The organism is Aeromicrobium erythreum, from assembly GCF_001509405.1.
In the GTDB taxonomy this organism is placed as follows: domain Bacteria; phylum Actinomycetota; class Actinomycetes; order Propionibacteriales; family Nocardioidaceae; genus Aeromicrobium; species Aeromicrobium erythreum.
Window position 1 is genome coordinate 2,397,893 of the sequence record NZ_CP011502.1, and the last position, 24,194, is coordinate 2,422,086.

Below are 24,194 nucleotides of genomic sequence, written 5' to 3' on the forward strand. Positions count from 1 at the left end.
CGTGGTCGGCTATGGTGTCGAGGTTCCCGAGCAGGAGGTCCTCATGACGGTCCACGCCTACATCCTCGTCCAGACCGAGGTCGGCAAGGCCGCCCAGGTCGCGCAGGAGATCGCTGCGATCCCCGGCGTCACCGTGTCCGAGGACGTCACCGGCCCGTACGACGTGATCGTCCGTGCGGAAGGTCCGTCGATGGACCAGCTCGGCACGCTCGTCGTCCAGAGCGTGCAGAAGGTCGCCGGCATCACCCGCACGCTGACGTGCCCCGTCGTCAAGATCTGACCCGTCGCGCCGGCCTGCTGGCCGCCGCCCTCGTCGTGGTCCCGCTCAGCGCCTGCGGGAGCGGTGTGCTCGTCGACGCCTACCCGACCGAGCCGGGCACCGACGTCGACTGCCAGGCACTCCTCGCCGACCTCCCCGCGTCGGTCGGCGGCCTCGACAAGCGGGGCCTGGACCAGGACGTGCCCGCCGCCGCCTGGGGCGACCCGCCCGTCGTGCTGCGCTGCGGCGTCGCCACGCCCGACGCCTTCGGTCCCACATCTCAATGCGCACCTTTCCGCGACGTGGATTGGTTCGCCGAGACGACCGCCGACGGCTACCGCTTCACCACCGTCTACCGTCGCGTCAACGTCGAGGTCGACGTCCCCGCCGTGCACGACCCCGCCTCCGACGTCCTCATCGACCTCGCCGCCAGCATCGAGAAGCACGTCCCCGCCGAGCGGCGCTGCCAGGGCTGACGTCGTAGCGGCTCGGCTTCGAGTCGTCCTGCGGCTGCGTCGGTGCGGCTTCGAGTCGACCTGCGCTCCGAAAGCGCCTCGACCGGGCGGGTGGCGACCGCGCTGGTCTGGGCTCTCGGGCTGTGGGCCGCATCGGGCGCAAGATTCTGCGTTCCCGCCCGCTGAGCGGTAGCTGTGCCACCGAATCGCCGTTGGCGGTGGATCTGCCACCCTTCTCAGCGCTCGACAGGTGGCAGGCCTACCGCTGAGCGGGGCATGGGTGGGCAGGATTCTTCCTTCGTGCGCTGAAGGTCGAACGATTCTGCGTTGGTGACGGGATGCCGTAGGGAACGCAGAAGCCTTGGAGTTCCACGCACGAACGCAGAATCTTGCGTCCACCCCGAGCCCAACCCGCAGCCCGAGACCCCAGACCACCGCCCCGCCCAGCCGCCCGGTCGAGGCCCTTTCGGAGACCACAGCCAGCGCCAGCCGAGGCAGCGCACCAGCGCGACCAGACCCCCGCAGGCAGCGCACCAGCAAGGTCACGACCCCCGCGCCGGCGCACCCGCAGGTCAAGGACGAGAACGAGCCCCCGTCAGCGCAGCCCGGGCGAGCGGTGGAGGGCGAGCTGGAGGAGGCGGTCGACGAGCTCGGCGTAGCCGATGCCGGTGGCCTCCCAGAGGACGGGGAACATCGACGTCGACGTGAAGCCGGGCATCGTGTTGATCTCGTTGATGACGAGGCCGTCGGGGGCGGAGTCGGTGGCGAAGAAGTCGACGCGGGCCAGGCCCTCGCCGCCGATGGCCGTGAAGGCCTTCACGGCGTAGTCGCGGATGCGGGCGGCGAAGACGTCGGAGATGTCGGCGGGCACCAGGTTGGCGCTCGTGCCGTCGAGGTACTTGGCCTCGAAGTCGTAGAAGTCGTGCGTGGTGTCGTCGTTGCGGACCTCGCCGACGACGCTCGCGAGGGGCGTGCCGTCGGGCTGCTGGATGACGCCGACCTCGAGCTCGCGCTTGTTGACCGCGGCGGCCTCGACGATCACCTTGGGGTCGTGCTTGCGGGCGGCCTCGACCGCCTCGACGAGGAACCCGGCGTCGTCGACCTTGGTGACGCCCGAGCTCGACCCGGCCCGGGCCGGCTTGACGAACACGGGCAGTCCGAGTGCGCCGACGCGGGCGAGCACCTTGTCGCGCTCGGTGTCCCACTGGGCGGGCAGGATCGTCACGTACGGGATCTGCGGCAGGCCGGCGGCCGCGAACACCGTCTTGGTGAACGGCTTGTCCATGCCGACCGCGCTGGCCAGCACCCCGGCCCCCACGTAGCGGACGCCCGCGACCTCGAGCAGACCCTGCACCGTGCCGTCCTCGCCCCACGGCCCGTGCAGCAGCGGCAGCACGACGTCGACGTCGCGCAGCTCCTCCCACGCGAACGGCTCGCCGTCGACGGCCACCTCGGGCAGTCCGCTCGCCGGCACCGGGGCGGAGAGGTCGTCGCGCACCCAGCGACCGTCGGGCGTGATGCCCACGGTGAGGACGTCGTAGCGCTCGCGGTCCACGACCGCGACGACGTTGCGTGCGGTGAGGCAGGAGACCCCGTGCTCACTGGAACGCCCGCCGAACAGGACGACGACCCGGGGACGGGCGGGCACGGTGCTGGAGGTCTCGTTCATCGCCCGTCAGCCTAGCCCGCGTCGGCGACGTGCCGCGGGAGCCTATGGAACATGTCACGGCGGAAGAGGCCCTCGGCCCCTGGGCTGTGTCGGCGGCGGCCTGCACAATGGAGGTCATGCACGGACCCGAGCTCTCGTCGTCGACCATCGCCGTCGGAGCCGGGCGTCCTGCTCGCACCCCGGGGGCCCCGCTGAACGCGCCGATCACGCTGGCCAGCGCCCTCGTCCCCGGCGGCGAGTCCGAGTACGGACGTCACGGCAACCCGGCGTGGACCGCGTTCGAGGAGGTGCTGGGAGCCCTGGAGGGCGGTCGCGCCCTCGCGTTCGCGTCGGGTCAGGCGGCCTGCGCGGCCGTGTTCGACCTCGTGCCCGCCCGCGCGGCCGTGGTCGCCCCCGCCGGCGCCTACTCCGGCACGCTGGTGCAGCTGCGCGAGCGCGCCCGACGCGGACTCATCGACCTGCGGCTCGTCGACGTCACCGACACCCAGGCCGTGGTCGACGCCGCCGACGACGCCGCGCTCGTCTGGCTCGAGTCGCCCACCAACCCGCTGCTGGAGGTCGCCGACGTCGAGCACATCGCCGCCGAGGCCGCGCGCGCCGGCACGGCCGTCGCCGTCGACAACACGTTCGCGACGCCGCTGCGGCAGAAGCCGCTCGAGCTGGGCGCCGACTTCGTCGTGCACTCGGCCTCCAAGCTCATCTCCGGGCACAGCGACGTGATCCTCGGCGCCGTGGTCACCGGCAACCCGCGGGCGCACCGTGCCATCGAGGCCCGCCGCGCCAACCTCGGCGCCATCCCCGGCGCGATGGAGTGCTGGCTCGCCACCCGCGGCATCCGCACGCTGCACGTGCGCCTCGACCGCGCGGAGGCCAACGCGCGCGAGATCGCCCGACGTCTGCAGTCGTCGTCGGTGGTCTCCGGCATCCGCTACCCCGGCTGGGGCACGATCCTGTCCTTCGAGGTGCAGGGCGGGCCGGAGATGGCGCAGAAGGTCACCGAGCAGTCCGACGTCATCACCCACGCCACGAGCCTCGGCGGCGTGGAGTCCACCTGGGAGCGACGTCGCCGGCACGCGGCGGAGCCCGACGTGGTGCCCGAGGCGCTGGTGCGTCTCTCGGTGGGCATCGAGGACGTCGAGGACATCTGGTACGACGTCGAGCGGTCCCTCGCGGCGATCTGAGCCCCGCGCAGGGCGACGCGAGGGTCAGCGGACCTCTGGCTTGGCCTCGCGCGAGATGAGCGCCTTCACGAGCGCCTCGGGGTCCATCTCGCCCGCGATGAGCGCGGCGACGTGGGTGACGATCGGCATGTCCACGTCGTGGGCGGCGGCGAGCTCCGCGACGGAGCGGCACGACTTGACGCCCTCGGCGACCTGCCGGGTCTGCGCCGTCACCTCCTCGACGCTCAGGCCCTGACCGAGCTTCTCGCCGAAGGTGCGGTTGCGCGACAACGGTGACGAGCAGGTGGCCACCAGGTCGCCCATGCCGGCGAGCCCCGAGAAGGTCAGCGGGTCGGCGCCGATCGCGACCCCGAGCCGTGCGGTCTCGGCGAGACCGCGCGTGATCACCGACGCCTTCGTGTTGTCGCCAAAGCCGAGACCGATGCACACGCCGACGGCCAGGCCGATCACGTTCTTGGTGGTGCCGCCGAGCTCGCAGCCGATGACGTCGGTGTTCGTGTACGGGCGGAACGCCGCCGTGTGGCACAGCTTCTGGAGCCGCTCGGCGACGGCCTGGTCGGCGCACGCCACCACGCTGGCCGCCGGCTCGCGCCGAGCGATCTCCTTCGCGAGGTTCGGGCCGGTGACCACGGCGATGCGCTCGGGACCGGCACCCGTGAGCTCGGCGACCACCTCGCTCATGCGCAGGTGCGTGCCGAGCTCGACGCCCTTCATGAGGCTGACCATGACCGCGGAGTCCTCGATCCCGTCGCCCCAGTCGCCGAGGTTGGCGCGCAGCTGCTGCGACGGCACGGCGAGCACCACGACCTCCGCGCCGGCGAGCGCCTCACGCGGGTCGTGGGTGGCGCGGACGGTCTCCGGCAGCGCGATGCCGGGCAGGTAGTCGGCGTTCTCGTGCGTCGCGTTGATCGCGTCGCAGAGCTCGGCGCGCCGGCCCCACAGCCGTACGTCGTTGCCAGCGTCGGCCAGCACCAGCGCGAACGCGGTGCCCCACGATCCTGCTCCCATCACGGCGGTCCTGGCCATCACGGCTCCTTCGGGGTGTCGTCCGCGCCGGACGGGGCGGGGTCGGCTGGAGGGGCGACGTCGTCGGTCGCGTCGGTCGGTGCACGGTACGCGGTCCGGGGGGCGGCGAGCGTGTGCACGTCGATCCGGGGGCCGGTCGGCAGCTCACCGCGGATCTCGCCGACCATCGCGGTCAGCGTGTCCATGAGCCGCTCGGTGGCGGTGCGCAGGACGTCCTCGGTGATCGGCAGGCCGACGAGGTCGGAGAGGTCGACCGGGTCGCCCACCACGACGTGGATCGTCTTGCGCGGCAGGAACCGCGGGAGCTTCGTGTACGGCCAGAGGATGCGCTGCGCGCCCCATTGCGCGAGCGGCACGAGCGGACGTCCGGTGGCGAGGGCGACCCGGACCGCCCCGGTGCGCCCGCTCATCGGCCACAGGTCGGGGTCGCGGGTGATGGTGCCCTCGGGGTAGATCGAGATCACCTTGCCTTCCTCGACCGCGGCGACGGCCGAGCGTAGCGACTCCGCTGCACCCTCGGTGCTGCGGTGCACGGGGATCTGCTCCGCGCCGGCGAGCAGCGGCCCGAGGCCCTTGACGGAGAACAGCGTGTCCTTCGCAAGGAAGCGCGGCGCCACCCCCTGGTCCACCATGAAGTGGCTGATGAGGATGGGGTCGAGGTGCGAGATGTGGTTCGGGGCGATCACGTAGCCGCCGTCGCGCGGCAGCTTCTCGACACCCCGCCAGTCGCGCCGGGTGACGACCATGAGGAACGGGCGCAGGATCCGCACGATCCACCGGGTCGCTCGCGGCAGCTGTGCCCGGGGACGATCCATGGGCCCGACCCTATGACGTGCGGTCGCCGCGCGACGTGACGGGCGGCACGTGTCGAGCCCTCAGGGGCCCACCGCGTGCTCCGCGCACCACCGGGCCAGCCGTCGGTGGCGGTGCCGGAAGATCGCCGTCACCGACGGCGCGGGTGGCACCGGCGCCATGGCGCAGACGGGGCTCGATCGTGAGCCTGTCGTGCACCTGCGTGCCACCCCCGTCGACCGACGACAACGTGCGTTCGTGCTCCCACCGACGCGCGGACAGCATCCGCGAGACCTCGCGGAACCGCCGGCCGGGCTCGACCTCGACCACGGTGAGGTCGTCATACTCCACCGGCAGCACGCCGAGGAGCCGGAGCCAGGCCTTGCCGAGCGGCTGCCCGACGGGGAGGGTGTCGACGTCGAGCTGCTCCGTGCCGCGCGGCATCGACATGAGCAGCCACGGGAGCATCTCGTGCTGGATGCCCGCCACCGATGCCACTCGCTCCCACACCAGCTCGCGTGGCAGCGGCACGGTCGACGCGACCTCCACGACGACGACCATCGCTGCCTCCTGCCCCTCCGGGGCCCTGTGGACCCGCTCCGGCCTCACTCTCGCACCGGCACCGCGGGTGCGGTCAAGAGCGACTGGAGCCTCTTGGCAGCGCGCCGGACGGACGTCCGGGCGTGGGTCAGAGCGTGGCCGGCTTGAAGGCCGGTCGACGCTGCTCGTACGCCGCGATGTCGTCGTCGTGCGAGAGCGTGATGGCGATGTCGTCGAGACCTTCGAGCAGGCGCCAGCGGGTGTAGTCGTCGATCGTGAACGAGTCGACGATCGCGTCGGGACCCTCGCCCGCCCGCACCGTGCGCGACTCGAGGTCGACGGTGACCTGGGCGCCGGGCTCCTCCTCCAGGAGGTCCCAGAGGCGCTGCACGACCTTCTCGTCGACCTGCGCGGCCAGCAGACCGGCCTTGCCGGAGTTGCCGCGGAAGATGTCGCCGAACCGCGAGCTGATGACGGCCTTGAAGCCGTAGTTCTGCAGCGCCCACACGGCGTGCTCGCGCGACGAGCCGGTACCGAAGTCGGGGCCGGCGACCAGGACGGTCGCGTGCTGGTAGGGCTCGCGGTTGAGCACGAAGTCGGGGTCGTTGCGCCAGGCCGCGAACAGCCCGTCCTCGAAGCCCGTGCGGGTGACCCGCTTCAGGTAGACGGCGGGGATGATCTGGTCGGTGTCGACGTTGCTGCGACGCAGGGGCGCGCCGACGCCGGTGTGCGAGGTGAACTTCTCCATGGTCAGACTCCTGCGGTCGCGCGGACGGGCTCGAGGTCGGCGGGGCTGGCCAGGTGGCCGAGGACGGCCGTGGCGACCGCGACGTCGGGCGAGACGAGGTGCGTCCGGCCGCCCTTGCCCTGGCGGCCCTCGAAGTTGCGGTTCGACGTCGAGGCACTGCGCTCGCCCGGCGTGAGCTGGTCGGGGTTCATGCCGAGGCACATGGAGCAGCCTGCGCCCCGCCACTCGGCACCGGCCTCGGTGAACACCTGGTCGAGGCCCTCCTCCTGCGCCTGCAGGCGGACCCGGACGGACCCGGGCACCACGAGCATGCGGGTGCCGTCGGCGACCTTGTGGCCCTTGATCAGCTCGGCCGCTCGACGCAGGTCGGAGATGCGACCGTTGGTGCACGAGCCGACGAACACGGTGTCGACGGCGATGTCGCGCAGCGGCGTCCCGGCCTCGAGCCCCATGTAGGCGAGCGCGTTGGCGGCGGCCTCACGCTCGATCGGGTCCTCGAAGCTCTCGGGGTCGGGAACGGTCGCCGACAGCGGTGCGCCCTGGCCCGGGTTCGTGCCCCACGTGACGAACGGGGTGACCTGCGAGGCGTCGAGGCGCACCACCTTGTCGAAGTGGGCGTCGTCGTCGGTGACCAGGTCGCGCCAGTAGGCCACGGCCTCGTCCCACGCCTCGCCCTGCGGGGCGTGCGGACGGCCCTGGATGTACGCGAAGGTCGTCTCGTCGGGGGCGATCAGACCGGCCTTGGCACCCCACTCGATGCTCATGTTGCAGATCGTCATGCGCTCCTCCATGGAGAGCGCGCGGATGGCCTCGCCGCGGTACTCGACGATGTAGCCCTGACCGCCGCCCGTGGTCTCCTGCGTGATGAGCGCCAGGATCAGGTCCTTGGCGGTCGAGCCCTCGGGCAGCGTGCCCTCGACCTCCACCGCCATCATCTTCGGCTTGGCCTGCGACAGCGACTGCGTGGCCAGCACGTGCTCGACCTCGCTGGTGCCGATGCCGAAGGCGATCGAGCCGAACGCACCGTGCGTCGACGTGTGCGAGTCGCCGCAGACGATCGTCATGCCCGGCTGGGTGAGACCCAGCTGCGGGCCGACGACGTGGACGATGCCCTGGTCGATGTCGCCCATCGGGTGCAGCCGCACGCCGAACTCCTCGGCGTTGCGACGCAGCGTCTCGACCTGCGTGCGCGAGACCGGGTCGGCGATCGGCTTGTCGAGGTCCGTCGTCGGGATGTTGTGGTCCTCGGTCGCGAGCGTCAGGTCGGGACGACGTACGGGGCGGCCGGAGAGGCGCAGACCGTCGAAGGCCTGGGGGCTCGTGACCTCGTGGATGAGGTGGAGGTCGATGTAGAGGAGGTCGGGCTCACCGTCTGCCGTGCGGACGACGTGGTCGTCCCAGATCTTCTCCGCGAGCGTCCTGCCCATCGCGATCATCTCTCCTCTGACGTGGTCTCCAGGTCCGTGGTGCGCCCGTCCTGCGGCGCGTGGAGAGCATAACACTTGCGTCTCACCATGCGATACGGCAGTATCAAGGCATGGACAACGCCAGCGGTGTGGGAGTGCTCGACAAGGCAGCCCTCGTGCTCTCCGCCCTCGAGCCGGGCCCCGCCACCCTGGCCGGTCTCGTCGCCGCCACCGGGCTCGCCCGTCCGACGGCGCACCGCCTCGCCGTGGCGCTGGAGCACCACCGCCTGGTCTCCCGCGACATGCAGGGTCGCTTCGTGCTCGGCCCGCGCCTCGGCGAGCTCGCCGCCGCGGCCGGTGAGGACCGGCTGCTGGCCGCCGCCGGCCCGGTGCTCGCCCGACTGCGCGACATCACCGGCGAGTCGGCCCAGCTGTACCGCCGTCAGGGCGACTTCCGCGTGTGCGTCGCCGCGGCCGACCGGCCCACCGGCCTGCGCGACTCGATCCCCGTCGGCGGCCAGCTCACCATGGCCGCCGGGTCCGCCGCGCAGATCCTGCTCGCCTGGGAGGACCCCGAGCGGATGAACAAGGGCCTGCTCAAGGCGACGTTCTCCGCCGCGGAGCTGTCGGCCGTGCGCCGACGCGGCTGGGCCCAGAGCGTCGGAGAGCGCGAGCCGGGCGTCGGCTCAGTCTCGGCCCCCGTGCGCTCCCCCTCCGGCAAGGTCGTGGCGGCCGTGTCGGTGTCGGGTCCGCTCGAGCGCCTCACCCGGCAGCCCGGACGCATGCACGCGCCGGCGGTCGCCGCCGCGGCGGAGCGGCTGAGCCAGAGCCTGCGTCGCGCGGGCTGACGCCTCCTGGTCGCCAGCCCGCGTCGAAGAGCCGGGTCAGGACCGCAGGGCGTCGAGCAGGGCCGACTTCGTCATGCGCGAGACGCCCGGGAGCTGCTTCTCACGGGCCGCGGCCCGCAGCCGCACGACGGTCCACGACGCGTCGGGCACCGACGGGTCGTCCACCGGCAGGTCGCCGCGCTCGGCCGGCGGCTGTCGGTCGACGGGCGCGTCCCGCTTGGCCCGTCGCAGCTTAGCCTCGAGCTTGGCCACCTTGGTGCGCTCCTGACGCGCCTCGGTCTTCCACTGCTGGGACTTCGCCTTCGACTTCTCCAGCTTGCCCTCGAGCAGCTCGACCGTCGACCGCAGCTTCTCGACCTGCTTGAGCGCCTTCGCGAGCTGCTCCTCGGCATCGGAGAGGGCCTGCTTCGCCTTCTTCGCCTTCTTCGTCTTCTTCCCGGCGTTCTTGCCGGACTTCTCGACACCGGCCTTGCCCACGGCGGGGGTGGTGTCGTCGGACGACGTGACCTTGGCCATCTCGCTCCTTGCTCTCGTCAGGGCTCCGGCCGGATGATGACAGACGAAGATGACACGTCGATGAACCTCGCAACCGTCAGACGCGGGGGGCCCGCGCGAGGGCGACCGTCGCACCTCGGGCGTCGACGATCCTCAGCCCCGAGACGTCCTGGCGCGCGACCGCGGCGTTGACGCGGCAGTGCACCTCGACCCGCGAGCCGAGGAACCCGCCGGCCTCGACCTCGCGGCCAGACTCGTCGACGACGTAGACCTCGTAGGCAGCGCCCGGGCGCGTGCGCCGGACGTCGAGCACGGCCTCGGTCCCCCAGGTGTGCGCGACGAACGCCGCCTGCACGTCGGCGGGCTCACGACTGTCGCCGCGCACCGGCGCGAGCGTCTCGACGGCACCGAGGGTCCCGGGCGGGCCCTGCACCGGACGCTCGCTCGTGAGGGACTGGACGGCGAGCGTCGCGCCGGAACCGGCCAGCACCAGCAGCGCCGCGGCGAGCACCAGGCGCCCTCGCCGGGCCCCTCCCATGCTCCGTCGCCCGTCGTGGTCGGACCCCGACGGGCCCGGGCCGGCCACGGACGCCACGCGCGCGTCGAGCGCGGCGGACGGCTCGGCCGCCAGCCAGCCCTCCCCCGCGGGCGCGTGCCAGGCGTCGAGACGTCGGGCGTCGTCGCGCAGTGCCTCGAGCTCCTCCCGCGCCTGCGGGTCCTCGCGCAGCAGGGCGTCGAGCTCGGCCTGCTCGTCGGCGCCGAGGGTGCCCGTGGCAGCAGCGGCCAGCAGCTGCTCACGGCGGTGCGACGTAGTCATCGGCTCTCCTCTCCCTCGTCGAGGATCGCACGCAGGGCTCGCAGCGCGTGGAACATGCGGGTGCGCAGGGTCGCGACCGGCACGCCGTCACGTTCTGCGAGCTCCTCGTAGCCGAAGCCCTCCAGCCGCACGGCCACGACGACACGGCGGTGGGCCTCGCTCAGCTGGGCCAGGGCCCACACCAGCGTCACGTGGTCGAGGAGGCGCGCAAGGTCAGCGTCACGGGTCGCGGACTCCTCGGTCTGCTCCCCCGACGCCGGCGCGGGCCGGCGGGCCCGCGCCCGCACGGCGTCGACGACGACGTTGCGGGCGATGGCGAACAGCCAGGTGCGCTGCGAGGCGCGCGCCGGGTCGTAGCGCTCGCGCGCCTGCCAGGCCCGCGTGAACGTCTCCTGGACGCACTCCTCCGCGAGGCCGCGGTCGCGCACGGCATTGACCATGAAGCCCAGGAGGTCGTGGCCGTGAGCGGCGTACGCAGCACGTACGTCGAACCCGCGAGGATCCATCCGGCCGTCCTCTCGCGCTCGGGTCCGCACCACCGTAGCCACGCGAGGACGACTCGGCAGATCGATCACCGACGTCGCGCCCATGCCGAGGTCTACGCCCACCGCGCCGTCGTCGTTCACCGAGACGCGGGGAGAAGAAAGCCGGTGCACGCCGTGAACGCGACGTCGTCGACCGACGTACACCCCGCGAGCGGGCGTCGTCCGGCGCCTCACGACGAAGGGACCACCATGACCGTGAAGCGCGCCACCCGATGGACCGGAGCGGGAGTCCTCGCGACCACCGCGACCCTGACCCTGGGCGCCCTCGGGTCGACCGCCTCGGCCGACACCCCCGACCCCGTCGACCCGCCGGAGAGCTTCACGAGCGCCTTCGTCGTCGACGCGACGCCCCAGCAGGTCGTCGGCACCGACGGCACCGTGGGCGTCGGCCAGCCGGGCGCGACGGGTCGCTTCGAGTTCCTCGTGAACTCCGACGAGGAGGTCATCTGCTGGAACATCACGCTGAACAACGTGGTGACGCCGTACCAGAGCCCCGCCAAGACCGCGACGCACATCCACCAGACCGGCGCGGGCGTCAACGGCCCGCCGCGGATCGCCTTCCCGAACCCGACGCCCGCTGACGACCCGACGGCGACGGTGCGCACCAGCACCGGCTGCTCGGAGGGTCCGTTCACCACGGGTCTCGCACCCAACGGCACCGACACCGGCACCGGCTTCACCCTCGCGCAGCTCGAGGCGAACCCGGCCGGGTTCTCCGCGGACACGCACACCGCCGGCTTCACGGCGGGCGCCGTGCGTGGCCAGCTGGTCTTCAGCCAGGAGCTGCTGGACGCCGCGAACGCGGTCGACGAGGAGCCGACGCCGCCGGCCGACGACGAGCCCGCGCCGGGCGAGGGCGTCGCCGACGCGGACGACGAGCGCCAGCTGCCCGTCAACGGCGTCGACACGGGCCAGGGCGGCACCGCCGGGTCCCCGACCCTCCTGCCGGTCGCGGCCCTGACGCTGCTCGGTCTCGGCGTCGCCGGTGCCACCGTCGTGCGGCGTCGTCAGGGTGCCTGAGCGCACCCGCGTCGCCCCGGTCGTCCTGCTCGCCGTCCTGCTCGTCGCACTGCTCTCGGGCTGCGGCGGGCAGGACGCGGCGCCCGAGGAGCCGCCGCGCAGCACGTCGAGTGCCTCGGCGACCGCCGCCGCGCCGACGAGCCCGGCGACGGAGCGCGCAGCGGCTCCCCCGCGGCGCGTGACGATCCCGACCCTGGGTCTCGACGAGGAGCTCGTCGACCTCGGCATCGACGACGCGAGCGGCGAGCTGGAGGTGCCCGAGGACCCTGCCCGCGTGGGTTGGTTCACCGGCGGCGGCAAGCCGGGCGAGACGTGGCCGGTGGTCATCGCCGGCCACAAGGACTCACGCACGGGACCGGCCGTCTTCGCCCGGCTCACGGAGCTGCAGGTCGGCCAGCAGGTGAGCGTCGTCGACACCCGCAACCAGCGCCGCACCTACGAGATCACCGAGGTGCGCGACGTACCGCAGGACGGACGGTTCCCGACCGACGACGTGTACGGCGAGACGGGTGACTCCCAGCTGCGGCTCATCACCTGCACCGGACCGTACGACCGCGGCGTCGGCCGCTACACCGAGAACCGTGTGGTGTTCGCCGAGGAGGTCTGAGCCACGGACGTGGAGCGCCCCGGTCAGAACAGGCCGGGGCGCTCCAGTGCGAGCAAGGTGCGCTTGCGCTCGACACCGCCTGCGTACCCGGTGAGCGAGCCGTCGGCGCCGACCACCCGGTGGCACGGCACGACGACGGGCAGCGGGTTGGCGCCGTTGGCCGCGCCGACCGCGCGCGAGACCACCGGCTCGTACCCCAGACGGCGCGCCACCTCGGCGTAGCTCGCGGTCTCGCCGTACGGGATCCGGTGCAGCTCGCCCCACACCTTCTTCTGGAACTCGGTGCCGTCGTTGGCGAGCGGGAGGTCGAACTCGTGCCGCTCCCCCGCGAAGTAGGCGGCCAGCTGCTCCTCCGCGAGGTCGAGGACGGGGTCGGCGACCCGCCGGCCGACCGGCTCCGCGTCGAACTCGATCCTCGTGAGGAGCCCGGCCGACGCGTGCAGCCGCAGGCCTCCGATCGGTGAGTCGATCCATCGGGTGCTCATGCTCTCGATCCTCTCGTGCGCTGCTCGGCCTGGCGGGCGAGGTGCTCGGTCCACAGGTGCATGCCGGCGTAGGAGCGCCAGGGGCTCCAGTGCCGGACGTCGTCGGTCGTGGCACCGCGGGCGTCGAGGATGCGGCGCAGGACCAGGTCGGTGTCGAGGAGGACGTCGGGGTCGCCGAGTCCGCGCATCCGGACGTAGCCGACCGTCCAGGGTCCGATGCCCGGGAGCGCCAGCAGCGTCCGGCTCGCCTCGTCCCGGTCGACGCCGACGTCGAGCGAGAGGTCGCCCACCGCGACCGCGTGCGCGAGCCCGACCACGGTGCGCCCGCGCGAGCGCGGCATCGGGAGCGTCTCCGGCTCGAGCGTGGCGAGCGCGTCGGCCGTCGGGAACGCGTGGGTGAGGCCGTGCTCGTGCGCGAGGTCGAAGGTCACGGGCTCCCCCGCCGTCGCCACGACGCGGCCGAGGACCGTCCGGGCCCCGCTGACGGAGACCTGCTGCCCGACCACGGTGCGGACGGCGGTCTCGGCGGCGTCGACCGTGCCCGGCACCCGCAGACCGGGGCGGGTCGCGACGAGGTCGGCCAGGTCGACCGCGTGCGGGCCCGGCTCGGCGAGCGCGGTGTCGACGGCAGCGGGGTCGGCGTCGAGGTCGAGGAGGTGACGCAGCCGCGCGACCGCCGCGGTCAGGTCGCGCTGGTCGGCGAGCTCGAGCCGGACGGCCACGTGGTCGTCGTGCAGGACCATCTCGGCAGCACCGTTGCCGTGGGGCAGGGTCAGCACGCGCGCGAACAGCCGCCCGTCACCGCGCTCCAGGCCGGGCACGGCGTGGTCGGCCAGGAAGCCGGCCAGCGCGTCGGCGTGGAACGGCTGGCGGACGGCGAGCCGCAGGTGCAGCGCGCCGCCCCCGCGCGTGCCCGCCGGCCCGTGCGCACGCAGCTCGGTCGGCGTCCGCGCGAAGGCCCGACGGAACGCGTCGTTGAACTGACGCACCGACGAGAACCCCGACGCGAACGCGATGTCGGCCATCGACAGGTCCGTCGTCTCGACGAGCACCCGCGCCGTCCGTGTGCGCTGCGACGTCGCGAGCGCGAGCGGACCGGCGCCGAGCTCCTGGGTGAGCATGCGGGTGACGTGCCGCTCGCTGTAGCCGAGCCGGCTCGCGAGACCCGGCACACCCTCACGCTCGACCACGCCGTCGCGCACCAGGCGGACCGCCCGGCCCACGACGTCGGCGCGGACGTCCCACTCCGGCGACCCGGGCGTGCTGTCGGGGCGGCACCGTCGGCAGGCCCGGAAGCCGGCGGCCTCCGCCGACGCGGCGCTGCGGTGGAACTCGACGTTCTCGCGCCGCGGCGTTCGCGCGGGGCAGGACGGGCGGCAGTAGATGCCGGTCGTGCGGACCGCGGTGAAGAACACGCCGTCGAAGCGTTCGTCGCGCGAGCTCACCGCCCGGTACTGCGCCTCGACGTCGTCCACACCCCCATCCTGCCCTGGCGGCCCTGAGGTCTCTGGCGGGATTCGGACGTGGCCGTGGGACGTCAGCGTCCGCGCTTCCTCCGGCGGACCATCACGGCCTTGCCGTCGCGCTTGACCTCGAACAGGTCGATCGCCTCGATCAGGCCGCTGAACTTGGCGTAGCCGTAGTTGCCGGGCTGGATCGACGACTGGTTGCGGATCTGGTCGCTCACCTGCGACAGCTGCGCCCACCCGTCGTCGTCCGCGGCCTCGTCGACCGCGGTGCGCAGCATGCGCACGAGCTGACGGTCGCTCTTGAGGGTGGCGGAGTCGACCCGCTGACCGGGCCGCGTGGTGCGCCCTGCCGACGTCTTCGTGGTCTCGACGGTGTCGCCGCCGCCGGCGCCACCGGTCTCGGCGACGTCGTCGGTGTCCTCGACGTCGTCGTCGGTGTCGTCGTCCTCGCGCAGCGTCTCGAGCTTGTAGAACGTCGAGCACGCGTTCTGGAACGCCTTGGGCGCCTTCTCCCCACCGAACCCGAGCACCTCGGCGCCCGACTGGCGCAGCCGCATGACGAGCGGCGTGAAGTCGGCGTCGCTCGAGACGATCGCGAACCCGTCGGCCACACCGGCGTGCAGGAGGTCCATCGCGTCGATCACCATCGCGATGTCGGACGCGTTCTTGCCCTTCGTGTACGCGAACTGCTGCACCGGCGCGATCGCGAACTCCTGCAGCCGGCTCTCCCACCCCTTCAGGTGCGCGTTCTTCCAGTCCCCGTACGCACGCCTGACGTGCGCGTTCCCCGACTTCGCGACCTGCGACAAGATCGCGCCGATCTTCGAGGCAGGCGCGTTGTCGGCGTCGATGAGCACGGCGATGCGAGCAGGAGGCATGGGTCCACCCTAGGGGCGGCGGGTGAGGCGGTTGACCACGCGTCGGGGGCGTCCTGCTGCTGCGCTGCCTGCGGGGGTCTCGTCCCGCTGCTGCGCAGCTGCAAGGGGTCCGGACTTGCTGGTGCGCTGCCGCGGGTCGCGCTCGGAGTGGTCTCCGAAAGGGCCTCGACCGGGCGGCTGGCGGCTGCGCCGGTCTGGGGTCTCGGGCTGTGGCTCGCGTGGGACCCCAGAATCTGCGTTCGTGCGCTGAGATTTCAAGGAATCTGCGTTTGCTACCGGATCCCGTCACCAACGCAGAAGTGTTCGTCCTTCGTCGCACGAATGAAGAATCTTGGGTGCACTTCGGGGTGGGGTGGGCAGTGCTTCTCCCTTCTCGTGGCACGGTCCACGAGAAGGGAGAATCTCTGCCACGTCTGACCTCCCCGGCGGTGGATCTGCCACCTGTAGAGCGCTCAGAAGGTGGCAGATCCACCGATGGCCAGCGCAAACGCAGACTCCTACGTCCACTCCCAGCACCAACCCGCAGCCCGACACCCCAGACCAGCGCGCCACCCAGCCGCCCGGTCGAGGCCCTTGCGGAGCGTAGGACGAGTCAAAGCCGCACCAGCGCAGCCCCGCCCGAGGGGGGAGCCGCACCGACGCAGCCGCTGCTCGACGAGAAACCGCACCAACGCAGCCGCAGGACGAGCGAAAGCACCAGACCCCCGGCCGAGGGCCGGGGGGTCTGGGGTGGTGCTGGTAGCCCCGACGGGATTCGAACCCGCGCTACCGCCTTGAGAGGGCGGCGTGCTAGGCCGCTACACAACGGGGCCACGGTCCACGAGGGACCATGTGAGCAGTGCAGCCGCGCCGAGGCGCGGTGCGACTGTCTCGTACCCCGTACCGGATTCGAACCGGCGATCTCCGCCTTGAGAGGGCGGCGTCATAACCGCTAGACCAACGGGGCGCGGACCGGGCGCAAGCCCGATCTTCGCTGGGGTACTAGGACTCGAACCTAGAATGGCGGTACCAGAAACCGCTGTGTTGCCAATTACACCATACCCCATGGGGGTATCGGATCCCGCTCTCTCGACCGGTGTCCGAACCAGGGAGAAACCTTACCCGACGTCGTCTCGGACTCTCAAACCGGGTCCCTCGACGACGTCGGCCGGTCTCAGACGACGGCGCGCAGCCGCGCCAGGGTGCGCTTGCGCCCCAGCAGCTCGAGCGACTCGAACAACGGCGGGGAGATCCGGCTGCCCGTGGCCGCCACGCGCACCGGCCCGAACGCGACCCTCGGCTTCAGCCCGAGGTCGTCGATCAGCGCCACGCGCAGCGCGCCCTCGATCGTCGGCGTCGACCACTCCACGGTCGAGCCGATCGACTCCAGCGCGGCGAGCGCGGCTCGCACGACGTCGAGACCCTTCTCGTCGAGCTGCTTCGCAGCGTCGGCCTCGTCGATCGTGAAGGTGGCGTCGTCGACGAACAGGAAGCGCAGCATCGCCACCGCCTCGGTCAGCAGCGCCATCCGCTCGTGCACGAGCGGCACCGCCGCCGCCAGCATCGCCGCCTCCGACTCCGTCGGCGGGTCCTGCACAAGGCCCTCCGCCACGAAGAACGGCACCAGGCGGGAGCGCAGCTCCTCATCCGACAGCAGCCGGACGTGGTCGCCGTTGATCGCCTCGCACTTCTTGAGGTCGAACCGCGCCGGGTTCGGGTTGACGCGCGAGATCTCGAAGGCCTGCACCATCTCCTCGAGCGTGAAGACGTCCTTCTCGACACCGTCGACGGCCGGCAACGACCAGCCGAGCAGCGCGAGGTAGTTCAGGAGCCCCTCGGCGAGGAAGCCTTGGTCGCGGTAGCCCAGCAGGTTCGACTCGGGGTCGCGCTTCGACAGCTTCTTGTTGCCGGCGCCCGTCACGTACGGCAGGTGCCCGAAGCGCGGGACCATGCCGTGACCCAGCCCGATCTGCGCGAACGCCTCGTACATCGCGATCTGGCGCGGGGTGGAGCTGAGGATGTCCTCGCCGCGCAGCACGTGCGTGATGCCCATCAGCGCGTCGTCCGTGGGGTTGGTGAGCGTGTACAGCGGCTGGCCGTTGGCGCGGACGATGACGAAGTCCTGCACGTTGTCGGCGCCGAAGGTGATCGGTCCACGCACGAGGTCGTCGAACGTCCAGTCCTTCGCGGGCATCTTGAACCGGATCACCGGCTGGCGGCCCTCGGCCTCGTAGGCCGCCTGCTGCTCGGGGGTGAGGTCGCGGTGCAGGCCGTCGTAGCCACTCGGGCGACCCGCCGCGCGGGCCGCGTCGCGACGCTGCTCCAGCTCCTCGGCGGTGTCGTACGCCTTGTACGCGAGGCCGGCGTCGAGCAGACGCTGCGCGACGTCGGCGTAGACGTCCATCCGCTGGCTCTGGCGGTACGGACCGTTCGGGCCGCCGACCTCGACGCCCTCGTCCCAGTCGAGGCCGAGCCAGCGCATCACGTCGACGAGCAGGTCGTAGGACTCCTCGCTGTCGCGACTCGCGTCGGTGTCCTCGATGCGGAACACGAAACGACCGCCGCGGTGCCGCGCGTACGCCCAGCTGAACAGCGCGGTGCGGGCCATGCCGACGTGCGGGTTGCCGGTGGGTGACGGGCAGAACCGCGCCACGACGGGCACGTCGTCGCCGACCGTCGGGATCGACGCGGTCGACGTCACGGGGCTGTCAGTCATGGGAGACCACCTGGTTGGAGAGGGTGCCGATGCCCTCGACGGTCACGCTCACCGTGTCGCCCACCTGGACGGGTCCGACGCCCTCGGGCGTGCCGGTGAGGATGACGTCGCCGGGCAGCAGCGTCATGAAGGAGGAGACGTAGGCGACGATGTCGGCCACGGAGAAGACCATGTCGCTCGTGCGGCCGTCCTGGCGCAGCTCGCCACCCACCTCGCAGGTCACGCGCAGGTCGGACGGGTCGAGGTTGGTCTCGATCCAAGGTCCGAGCGGGCAGAACGTGTCGAAGCCCTTCGCGCGGGCCCACTGGCCGTCGGTGCGCTGGAGGTCGCGGGCGGTCACGTCGTTGGCGGCGGTGTAGCCGAACACGACCTTGTCGACGTCCTCGACGGCGACGTCCTTGCAGATGCGCCCGATCACGACGGCCAGCTCGGCCTCGTGGTGCACCTCCGAGCTCTGCGCGGGGTAGACGACCGGGTCGCCGGGGCCCACGACGCTGGTGTTCGGCTTCAGGAAGACGAGAGGCTCGGCGGGCACCTCCCCGCCCATCTCGGCGGCGTGCGCGACGTAGTTCTTGCCCACGCACACGACCTTGCTGCGCGGGATGACCGGCGCCAGCAGCCGCACGTCGTCGACGGCGATCTTCTGCCCCGTCAGCTCGTAGCCCGCGTACAGCGGGTCACCCTTCAGGACGGCGATCGTGGGCGTCCCGTCCTCGTCGCCGACCAGACCGAATCGGGGGTCGTCGTCCCCCGCGAACCTCGCAACACGCATGCCCCGACCCTACCGAGCGGGGGCGGCGGCTACTCGACCGGACGGGCCGACTCGATGGTGACCGCCTTGGCGGGGGCACCGTCGCCCACGCCGCCCTCGGCGCCCACGGAGACGACCTTCTTCAGCGCCGTCATCCCCTCGGGCGAGATGGTGCCGAGCAGGGTGTAGTCCGGTGGGAACTGGGAGTCGGCGAAGTTCAGGAAGAACTGCGACCCGTTCGTGTCAGGGCCGGCGTTCGCCATCGCGACGCTGCCGGCCGGATAGCTCTCGTCGCCGCTGAGCTCGTCGGCGAAGGAGTAGCCGGGGCCGCCGCTGCCCGTGCCGGTCGGGTCGCCGCACTGGAGGATGCCGTAGGGCACCTGCGCAGGGTCGCTCACGCGGCTGCAGGGGGCGTCGTCGTAGTAGCCCTGCTCGGCGAGCGAGGTGAACGACGTCGCGGCGCAGGGTGCCTTCGTGTTCAGCTCGATCGGCACCTCCGCGCCGTTGATCGTGAGCACCACCGACGTCGCCGGCTTCGCGTCCGCCGCGGGCGGGTCGACCTTCTTGGCCGCCTCTCCCCCACGCACCCAGTCGCACCCGCCCGTCGACGCCGATCCGTCGGCGTCGTCCTTCGCAGCCGACGAGTCGTCACCACCGCAGCCGCTGAGGGCGACGGAGGCGGTCAGGGCGAGCAGGGCGGCAGTTCGACGCAGGCGCATGACCGGATCGTAGACAACGCGGGTCAGAGTCGGGCGTGCACCGCGCGGAAGCGCTCGACGGACGGGGCGTCCGGGTCGCGCCCGACCTCGACCACGACCTCCACGAGCCCGGGCGCGAGGTCGGGCGGGACCGGCGCGTCGTCGACGACCACCAGGAGGCCCGCCTCGGCGACGCAGGGCGCGACCTGGCCCGACGTCGACGCGTCGGCCACGACCAGGGCGAACCGTCCGTGCCACGCGTCGGGGACGTCGGCCGCGGCGACGTCGACGACGTGCACGCGCGGCGGGGCTGCGTCGTCGGGGGTGACCGGGTCGAGCACGAACACCTCGTAGCCGAGCGTGGCCAGGTGGATCGCGTCGGCCACCGAGTCCGCCGCGGCGACGAGTGCGGCCAGGCCGTCTCCGGCCACGCCGGCCGTGGTGGTCCAGTCGGTCAGCAGACGGCGCGGCGACGCCTTCGGTCCTCGCACAGGGGCTCCTCCTGGTCCGGTCATGCCGATCCGAACCGTCGTTGACGTCGGGCGTACTCCTCGACCGCGGCCCACAGGGCGAGCCGGTCGACGTCGGGCCAGGCGATGTCGGAGAACACCAGCTCGGCGTAGGCCGACTGCCAGGGCAGGAAGTTGCTCGTGCGCTGCTCGCCGGAGGTGCGCCAGAAGAGGTCGACGTCGGGCAGGTCGGGCTCGTCGAGGTAGCGCGCGAAGGTGCGCTCGGTGACGCGGTCGGGGTCGACCTTGCCGGCCTTGACGTCGCGCGCCAGCGCCGCGGCAGCGTCGGCGATCTCGGCGCGTCCGCCGTAGTTGACGCACATGGTCAGGCTGAGGGTGTCGTTGTGGCGGGTCAGCCGCTCTGCCGTCTCGAGCTCGTTGATCACGCTGCGCCACAGCCGCCGCGGACGCCCGGCCCAGCGCACCCGGACGCCGAGCGCGTGCATCTCGTCGCGCCGACGGTGCACGACGTCGCGGTTGAAGCCCATGAGGAAGCGCACCTCCTCGGGCGAGCGCTTCCAGTTCTCGGTGGAGAACGCGTACACGCTCACCGCCTCGATGCCGAGCTCGATGGCGCCCTTGACGACGTCGAGCAGGGCGAACTCGCCGCGCTTGTGCCCCTCCGTGCGGGGCAGGCCGCGCTCCTTGGCCCAGCGGCCGTTGCCGTCCATGACGACCGCGACGTGGCGCGGCACCTGGTGCGGCTCGAGCTGGGGCGGGCGCGCGCCGGACGGGTGCGGCTCGGGTGCGCGCGGCGCCGGGCGAGCGCTCGGGGGACGGCGGGGTGCGGGGGTCATGGCTCCAGGGCGTTTCTCAGCGGTCGACGTGCCCCATGGAGCGCAGTCCGTGCTCCAGGTGCCACGACAGGTACGCGCTGACGATACCGGCGGCCTCCCGTCGGGTGCGGTCGTCGGCCTGCTCGACGACCGGCCAGTCGCCGGCGAGCAGCGCCGCGAGCAGCGTGAGGGTGACGGCCGGGGGTGCCGAGGAGCCCGGGAGCCGGCAGCCGTCGCACAGCACGCCGCCGGACGGGACGTGCAGGTTGCGGTGCGGACCCTCCAGCCCGCACCGGGCGCAGCCCGAGAAGCTGGGCGCGTAGCCGGCGACCGCCAGGGCACGCAGCTGGTAGGAGTCGAGCAACGTGCTCGGCGGCTGCCGACGGGCGGACAGCGCGGCAAGGGCGCCCACGAGCAGCTGGTACTGCTGCACCGCCGGCTCGCCGTCGTGAGGGGTGAGACGCTCGGCGGTCTCGAGGATCGCGGTGCCGGCGGTGTAGGCCGGGTAGTCGAGACCGAGGTCGCGGGCGAACGCGGAGAGGGTGACCACCTGGGTGATGACGTCGAGCGTGCGCCCCTCGGCGAGCTGCAGGTCGACGTGCATGAACGGCTCGAGACGTCCGCCGAACCGCGACGACGTCTTCCGCACCCCCTTGGCGGCGGCGCGGACCAGTCCGCGCTGACGCGTGAGCAGCGTGATGATCCGGTCGGCCTCGCCCAGCTTGTGGGTACGCAGCACCACACCTTGGTCGCGGAAGAGGCTCACTCCCCCATTCTGCCGTCCGGCGCCCACGGAACCGGGCCGCCACGAGCCGACCGTGCCACGATGCAGCCGTGACGTCGCCCGCACCCCTGCCCGCCGCTGCCGCCGTCATCGGCGTCGACGGCTGCCGCGCCGGATGGGTGGGCGTGCACTGGTCCGTCGACGACACGGCCGCGGTGCTCGTCGCCGGCACGATGCTCGAGCTCGTCGGGGGTCTCGTCGCCGCCCACGGGCCGGTCGACGTGGTGGGCGTCGACATCCCCCTGCACCTGCCGACCGACGCACCACGAGCCGCCGAGCGCGAGGCGCGTCGACGGCTGCCGGGACGTGCGTCGACGGTGTTCGGGTCGCCGTCGACGGCCGCCATCGACGCGCCCGACTACGCGGAGGCGAACCGGCTCAACCGCGAGGCGACGGGGCTGGGTCTCAGCCGGCAGGCCTTCGGTCTGTTCCCGGCCATCCGCGACGCGCGCGCATGGCTCGCCGGACGCCCGGAGGTCCGCGTCGAGGAGGTGCACCCGGAGTCGAGCTTCGCGGAGCTCGCGGGCGAGCCGCTGCTGGAGCGCAAGAAGACCGCCGACGGCGCCGCGCGACGGCGGGCGCTGCTCGTCGAGGTCGGGCTCACGCTGCCGCTCGTCGCACCCCGCGGTGCAGGTCTCGACGACCTGCTCGACGCCGGCGCAGCCGCGTGGTCGGCACGTCGCGTCGCGCAGGGCACCGCCGTCCGGCTCCCGGAGGACCCGGCCGACGGCGCCCCGATCTGGGTGTGAGCGGCCGCGGCGCTCAGCGCGCGGCGAAGCGTCGGTCGAAGCGGTCCACCTCGGCCCGGTCGGAGGTGTCGATGCCGAGCCGGCGCGCAGCGCGCTGGACCTGTGGGCTGTCGAGGTCGGGCGCCTGGAACTCCTGCGGCTCGATGCGTCGGTCGGCCGCGGTGTGCCGCCGGGCGCGGTCGGTGAGCACGTCGGACTCCTCCGCGGCCTGCTCCTGCGTGGCCGCAGTGATGCGCACCGACGTCGAGGCGACCCGGGCACCGACGAGCGGCGCGTAGCCGTCGCGGTGGCCGGCGACGTTCGGGTGGTAGGACTCCTCGACCGGGTTGGACAGGCCGTTGAGCCACTCGGGGTCGTCGCAGACCGCGTGTCCCGTGAAGGCCGACGTCGGGTTCGCGAACCGGAAGCCCGCAGCCGACGCACGTGCCGCCAGGAGGCTGTTGAGCCGGTCGGCGGTGGCGTTGAGACGGGTCTGCTCCTCGGGCGAGAACCAGGTGAGGGCGTTGCAGTCCTCGCCCATGAACACCCGCGGGTAGCCGACCACGACCACGTCGGCGGACGGCGCGCGCGACCCGATCTGTGCGTAGAGCGACGACAGGGCCGACGGCAGCGTGCCGCTGATGGTGGCCTGCGCCTGGTCGATCGCGGCGTCGCAGTCGCTCGCCCACGCCGGCAGGGCGCACTCGGTGAGGACGTCGGCGAACCCGGCGTCGTTGCCGCCGACGGAGAGGGTGACCTTCTGCGTCGACGTCGACAGTGCGCCGAGCTGGGCGGCGCGGACGTCGGGGATCGTGGCCCCCGAGCAGGCGCGCAGGTCGAGCGACCACCCACGGGCTGCGGCGACGAGCGCCGGGTACGACTGCGCCGAGCGTCGGCACTCGGTGCCGTCGTCGAGGTAGGAGCGGGTGCCGAGCCCCGAGGAGTAGGAGTCGCCGAGCGCGACGTACGTGACGGCCTGCGCCGTGGTGGGCGCGACGACGAGCCCGAGGGCCAGCACGGGGCCGGCGCACGCGGCGGCCAGCCTGACGAGTCGTGGACGTGGAGTGCGGTGCATGATCCCCCCGAATCATGTGACGTGGATGACACGCTCAACCTAGGCCGGGGGTCCGACACCGTCCAGGCCTGCGGGGTGAACACTCCGTGCCCACCCCCGGCGGTGAATTCCGCTGGTCGAGTAGCAGGGGCGAGCTTGCGAGGCCCTTGCGTATCGAGACCACCCGGCAACGGTCCAGCACAACCCAACCCCCAGCGACAGCCCAGAGTGGTCTCGATACACCTCCCCTCGCTGGCGCTCGGGCAGGCACTCGACCAGCGGTAAGTTCGCTGGTCGAGTAGCAGAGACGAGCTTGCGAGGTCCCTGCGTATCGAGACCACCCGGCAACAGCCCAGCGCGAGCCAGCCCCCAGCGACAGGCCAGAGTGGTCTCGATACGTCCGACCGAGCTCCTCCGTCGCCGGCCGGCCTACTCGACCAGCGAGACCCACCGCTGGTCGAGTAGCAGCGACGGCGAGCGCCAGCGAGCACGTCGACGCGTATCGAGACCACCCCGCAACGGCCCAGCGCGAGCCAGCTCCCAGCGCCCGCTTGGAATGGTCTCGATACGACCGACCGAGCTCCTCCGTCGCCGGCCGGCCTACTCGACCAGCGAGACCCACCGCTGGTCGAGTAGCAGCGACGGCGAGCGCCAGCGAGCACGTCGACGCGTATCGAGACCACCCCGCAACGGCCCAGCGTGGCTCGACTCCCAGCGCCCGCTTGGAATGGTCTCGATACGTCTCCGCCAGCTCCTCCGTCGCGGCGTCGACTACTCGACCAACGAACCCCCCGCTGGTCGAGTAGCAGGGACGAGCTTGCGAGGCCCCTGCGTATCGAGACCACCCGGCAACAGCCCAGCGCGAGCCAGCCCCCAGCGACAGGCCAGAGTGGTCTCGATACGCCCGACCGAGCTCCTCCGTCGCCGGTCGGCCTACTCGACCAACGGTGTCGCTGGTC

At 72.4% G+C, this 24,194-nt stretch carries 26 protein-coding genes and 3 tRNA genes; 7 read left to right on the plus strand and 22 right to left on the minus strand.

Annotated elements, in window-relative coordinates; genetic code table 11:
* The first annotated feature begins 43 nt into the window (after window positions 1-43).
* Window positions 44-280 carry an Lrp/AsnC family transcriptional regulator gene (locus Aeryth_RS11330; RefSeq protein ID WP_067861677.1) on the plus strand — a complete coding sequence of 79 codons (237 nt, stop codon included), beginning with the start codon at window positions 44-46 and terminating at the stop codon, window positions 278-280.
* Window positions 259-735, plus strand: a complete 477-nt coding sequence (locus Aeryth_RS11335; protein WP_083516406.1) for a DUF3515 domain-containing protein — start codon at window positions 259-261, stop codon at window positions 733-735. The genes Aeryth_RS11330 and Aeryth_RS11335 overlap by 22 nt, the downstream gene beginning before the upstream one ends.
* Window positions 736-1,309: 574 nt before the next feature.
* Here the strand turns inward: Aeryth_RS11335 and Aeryth_RS11340 are convergent.
* A complete protein-coding gene (locus Aeryth_RS11340) occupies window positions 1,310-2,383 on the minus strand; it encodes a D-alanine--D-alanine ligase family protein (RefSeq protein WP_067858639.1) in 1,074 nt (357 codons plus the stop codon).
* Between the two features lie 116 nt (window positions 2,384-2,499).
* Here Aeryth_RS11340 and Aeryth_RS11345 point away from each other — a divergent pair, with 116 nt between their 5' ends.
* A complete protein-coding gene (locus Aeryth_RS11345) occupies window positions 2,500-3,564 on the plus strand; it encodes a trans-sulfuration enzyme family protein (RefSeq protein ID WP_067858642.1) in 1,065 nt (354 codons plus the stop codon).
* A 24-nt stretch (window positions 3,565-3,588) separates the two neighbouring features.
* Here Aeryth_RS11345 and Aeryth_RS11350 read toward each other — a convergent pair whose 3' ends face one another.
* The 5 genes from Aeryth_RS11350 to leuC form a co-directional block, all read right to left on the minus strand.
* Window positions 3,589-4,590, minus strand: a complete 1,002-nt coding sequence (locus Aeryth_RS11350) for an NAD(P)H-dependent glycerol-3-phosphate dehydrogenase (protein ID WP_067858645.1) — start codon at window positions 4,588-4,590, stop codon at window positions 3,589-3,591.
* A complete protein-coding gene (locus Aeryth_RS11355; protein WP_083516407.1) occupies window positions 4,590-5,405 on the minus strand; it encodes a lysophospholipid acyltransferase family protein in 816 nt (271 codons plus the stop codon). Before Aeryth_RS11355 ends, Aeryth_RS11350 begins: the two co-directional genes overlap by 1 nt.
* Window positions 5,406-5,415: 10 nt before the next feature.
* The gene (locus Aeryth_RS11360; RefSeq protein WP_202967661.1) at window positions 5,416-5,943 is read right to left on the minus strand and encodes a hypothetical protein; all 528 of its coding nucleotides are present in this window, start codon (window positions 5,941-5,943) and stop codon (window positions 5,416-5,418) included.
* A gap of 127 nt (window positions 5,944-6,070) precedes the next feature.
* Complete coding sequence (leuD, locus tag Aeryth_RS11365; protein ID WP_067858648.1) at window positions 6,071-6,670, minus strand: 3-isopropylmalate dehydratase small subunit; 600 nt, start codon at window positions 6,668-6,670, stop codon at window positions 6,071-6,073.
* Between the two features lie 2 nt (window positions 6,671-6,672).
* Window positions 6,673-8,097 carry a 3-isopropylmalate dehydratase large subunit gene (gene leuC / locus Aeryth_RS11370; protein WP_067861683.1) on the minus strand — a complete coding sequence of 475 codons (1,425 nt, stop codon included), beginning with the start codon at window positions 8,095-8,097 and terminating at the stop codon, window positions 6,673-6,675.
* Between the two features lie 110 nt (window positions 8,098-8,207).
* Between leuC and Aeryth_RS11375 the strand changes: the two genes are divergently transcribed.
* Window positions 8,208-8,924 carry an IclR family transcriptional regulator gene (locus Aeryth_RS11375; protein ID WP_055965411.1) on the plus strand — a complete coding sequence of 239 codons (717 nt, stop codon included), beginning with the start codon at window positions 8,208-8,210 and terminating at the stop codon, window positions 8,922-8,924.
* A gap of 36 nt (window positions 8,925-8,960) precedes the next feature.
* Here Aeryth_RS11375 and Aeryth_RS11380 read toward each other — a convergent pair whose 3' ends face one another.
* The 3 genes from Aeryth_RS11380 to Aeryth_RS11390 all read right to left on the minus strand — a co-directional run bounded on the left by Aeryth_RS11380 (window position 8,961) and on the right by Aeryth_RS11390 (window position 10,742).
* A complete protein-coding gene (locus Aeryth_RS11380; protein WP_067858651.1) occupies window positions 8,961-9,440 on the minus strand; it encodes a hypothetical protein in 480 nt (159 codons plus the stop codon).
* A gap of 76 nt (window positions 9,441-9,516) precedes the next feature.
* Complete coding sequence (locus tag Aeryth_RS11385; protein WP_067858654.1) at window positions 9,517-10,236, minus strand: hypothetical protein; 720 nt, start codon at window positions 10,234-10,236, stop codon at window positions 9,517-9,519.
* Window positions 10,233-10,742, minus strand: coding sequence for an RNA polymerase sigma factor (locus tag Aeryth_RS11390; protein WP_067858657.1), 510 nt, complete (start codon window positions 10,740-10,742; stop codon window positions 10,233-10,235). The genes Aeryth_RS11385 and Aeryth_RS11390 overlap by 4 nt, the downstream gene beginning before the upstream one ends.
* 228 nt (window positions 10,743-10,970) lie before the next feature.
* Here Aeryth_RS11390 and Aeryth_RS11395 point away from each other — a divergent pair, with 228 nt between their 5' ends.
* Both Aeryth_RS11395 and Aeryth_RS11400 read left to right on the plus strand, forming a co-directional pair.
* Window positions 10,971-11,801, plus strand: a complete 831-nt coding sequence (locus tag Aeryth_RS11395; protein ID WP_067858660.1) for a CHRD domain-containing protein — start codon at window positions 10,971-10,973, stop codon at window positions 11,799-11,801.
* On the plus strand, window positions 11,794-12,408 hold the full coding sequence (locus Aeryth_RS11400; protein ID WP_067858662.1) for a class F sortase: 615 nt from the start codon (window positions 11,794-11,796) through the stop codon (window positions 12,406-12,408). The genes Aeryth_RS11395 and Aeryth_RS11400 overlap by 8 nt, the downstream gene beginning before the upstream one ends.
* Before the next feature lie 23 nt (window positions 12,409-12,431).
* Here the strand turns inward: Aeryth_RS11400 and Aeryth_RS11405 are convergent, their stop codons facing one another.
* The 12 genes from Aeryth_RS11405 to recO all read right to left on the minus strand — a co-directional run bounded on the left by Aeryth_RS11405 (window position 12,432) and on the right by recO (window position 21,435).
* On the minus strand, window positions 12,432-12,893 hold the full coding sequence (locus Aeryth_RS11405; RefSeq protein ID WP_067858666.1) for a methylated-DNA--[protein]-cysteine S-methyltransferase: 462 nt from the start codon (window positions 12,891-12,893) through the stop codon (window positions 12,432-12,434).
* Entirely contained in the window at window positions 12,890-14,368 is a 1,479-nt protein-coding gene (locus Aeryth_RS11410; protein WP_067858669.1) for an Ada metal-binding domain-containing protein, read from the minus strand. The genes Aeryth_RS11405 and Aeryth_RS11410 overlap by 4 nt, the downstream gene beginning before the upstream one ends.
* A gap of 62 nt (window positions 14,369-14,430) precedes the next feature.
* Complete coding sequence (locus Aeryth_RS11415) at window positions 14,431-15,240, minus strand: NYN domain-containing protein (RefSeq protein ID WP_067858671.1); 810 nt, start codon at window positions 15,238-15,240, stop codon at window positions 14,431-14,433.
* Between the two features lie 736 nt (window positions 15,241-15,976).
* Window positions 15,977-16,052: transfer RNA gene (locus Aeryth_RS11420), tRNA-Glu, on the minus strand.
* A 61-nt stretch (window positions 16,053-16,113) separates the two neighbouring features.
* Window positions 16,114-16,186: transfer RNA gene (locus Aeryth_RS11425), tRNA-Glu, on the minus strand.
* A 27-nt stretch (window positions 16,187-16,213) separates the two neighbouring features.
* Window positions 16,214-16,285 (minus strand) — tRNA-Gln (locus Aeryth_RS11430).
* 108 nt (window positions 16,286-16,393) lie between these two features.
* On the minus strand, window positions 16,394-17,935 hold the full coding sequence (gene gltX / locus Aeryth_RS11435) for a glutamate--tRNA ligase (RefSeq protein WP_067858674.1): 1,542 nt from the start codon (window positions 17,933-17,935) through the stop codon (window positions 16,394-16,396).
* The gene (locus Aeryth_RS11440) at window positions 17,928-18,707 is read right to left on the minus strand and encodes a fumarylacetoacetate hydrolase family protein (RefSeq protein ID WP_067858677.1); all 780 of its coding nucleotides are present in this window, start codon (window positions 18,705-18,707) and stop codon (window positions 17,928-17,930) included. Before Aeryth_RS11440 ends, gltX begins: the two co-directional genes overlap by 8 nt.
* 29 nt (window positions 18,708-18,736) lie before the next feature.
* Window positions 18,737-19,405 carry a peptidylprolyl isomerase gene (locus Aeryth_RS11445; protein WP_067858680.1) on the minus strand — a complete coding sequence of 223 codons (669 nt, stop codon included), beginning with the start codon at window positions 19,403-19,405 and terminating at the stop codon, window positions 18,737-18,739.
* A gap of 23 nt (window positions 19,406-19,428) precedes the next feature.
* Complete coding sequence (locus tag Aeryth_RS11450; protein ID WP_067858683.1) at window positions 19,429-19,875, minus strand: hypothetical protein; 447 nt, start codon at window positions 19,873-19,875, stop codon at window positions 19,429-19,431.
* Window positions 19,876-19,895: 20 nt separating this feature from the next.
* Window positions 19,896-20,690: an isoprenyl transferase gene (locus Aeryth_RS11455; RefSeq protein ID WP_067858686.1), complete on the minus strand. Its 795-nt coding sequence runs from the start codon at window positions 20,688-20,690 to the stop codon at window positions 19,896-19,898.
* 16 nt (window positions 20,691-20,706) lie between these two features.
* Window positions 20,707-21,435: a DNA repair protein RecO gene (recO, locus tag Aeryth_RS11460; protein WP_067858690.1), complete on the minus strand. Its 729-nt coding sequence runs from the start codon at window positions 21,433-21,435 to the stop codon at window positions 20,707-20,709.
* 68 nt (window positions 21,436-21,503) lie between these two features.
* Here recO and Aeryth_RS11465 point away from each other — a divergent pair, with 68 nt between their 5' ends.
* Entirely contained in the window at window positions 21,504-22,202 is a 699-nt protein-coding gene (locus Aeryth_RS11465) for a DUF429 domain-containing protein (RefSeq protein ID WP_067858693.1), read from the plus strand.
* Window positions 22,203-22,215: 13 nt separating this feature from the next.
* Here the strand turns inward: Aeryth_RS11465 and Aeryth_RS11470 are convergent, their stop codons facing one another.
* Complete coding sequence (locus tag Aeryth_RS11470) at window positions 22,216-23,256, minus strand: SGNH/GDSL hydrolase family protein (RefSeq protein ID WP_067858696.1); 1,041 nt, start codon at window positions 23,254-23,256, stop codon at window positions 22,216-22,218.
* Window positions 23,257-24,194 lie beyond the last annotated feature (938 nt).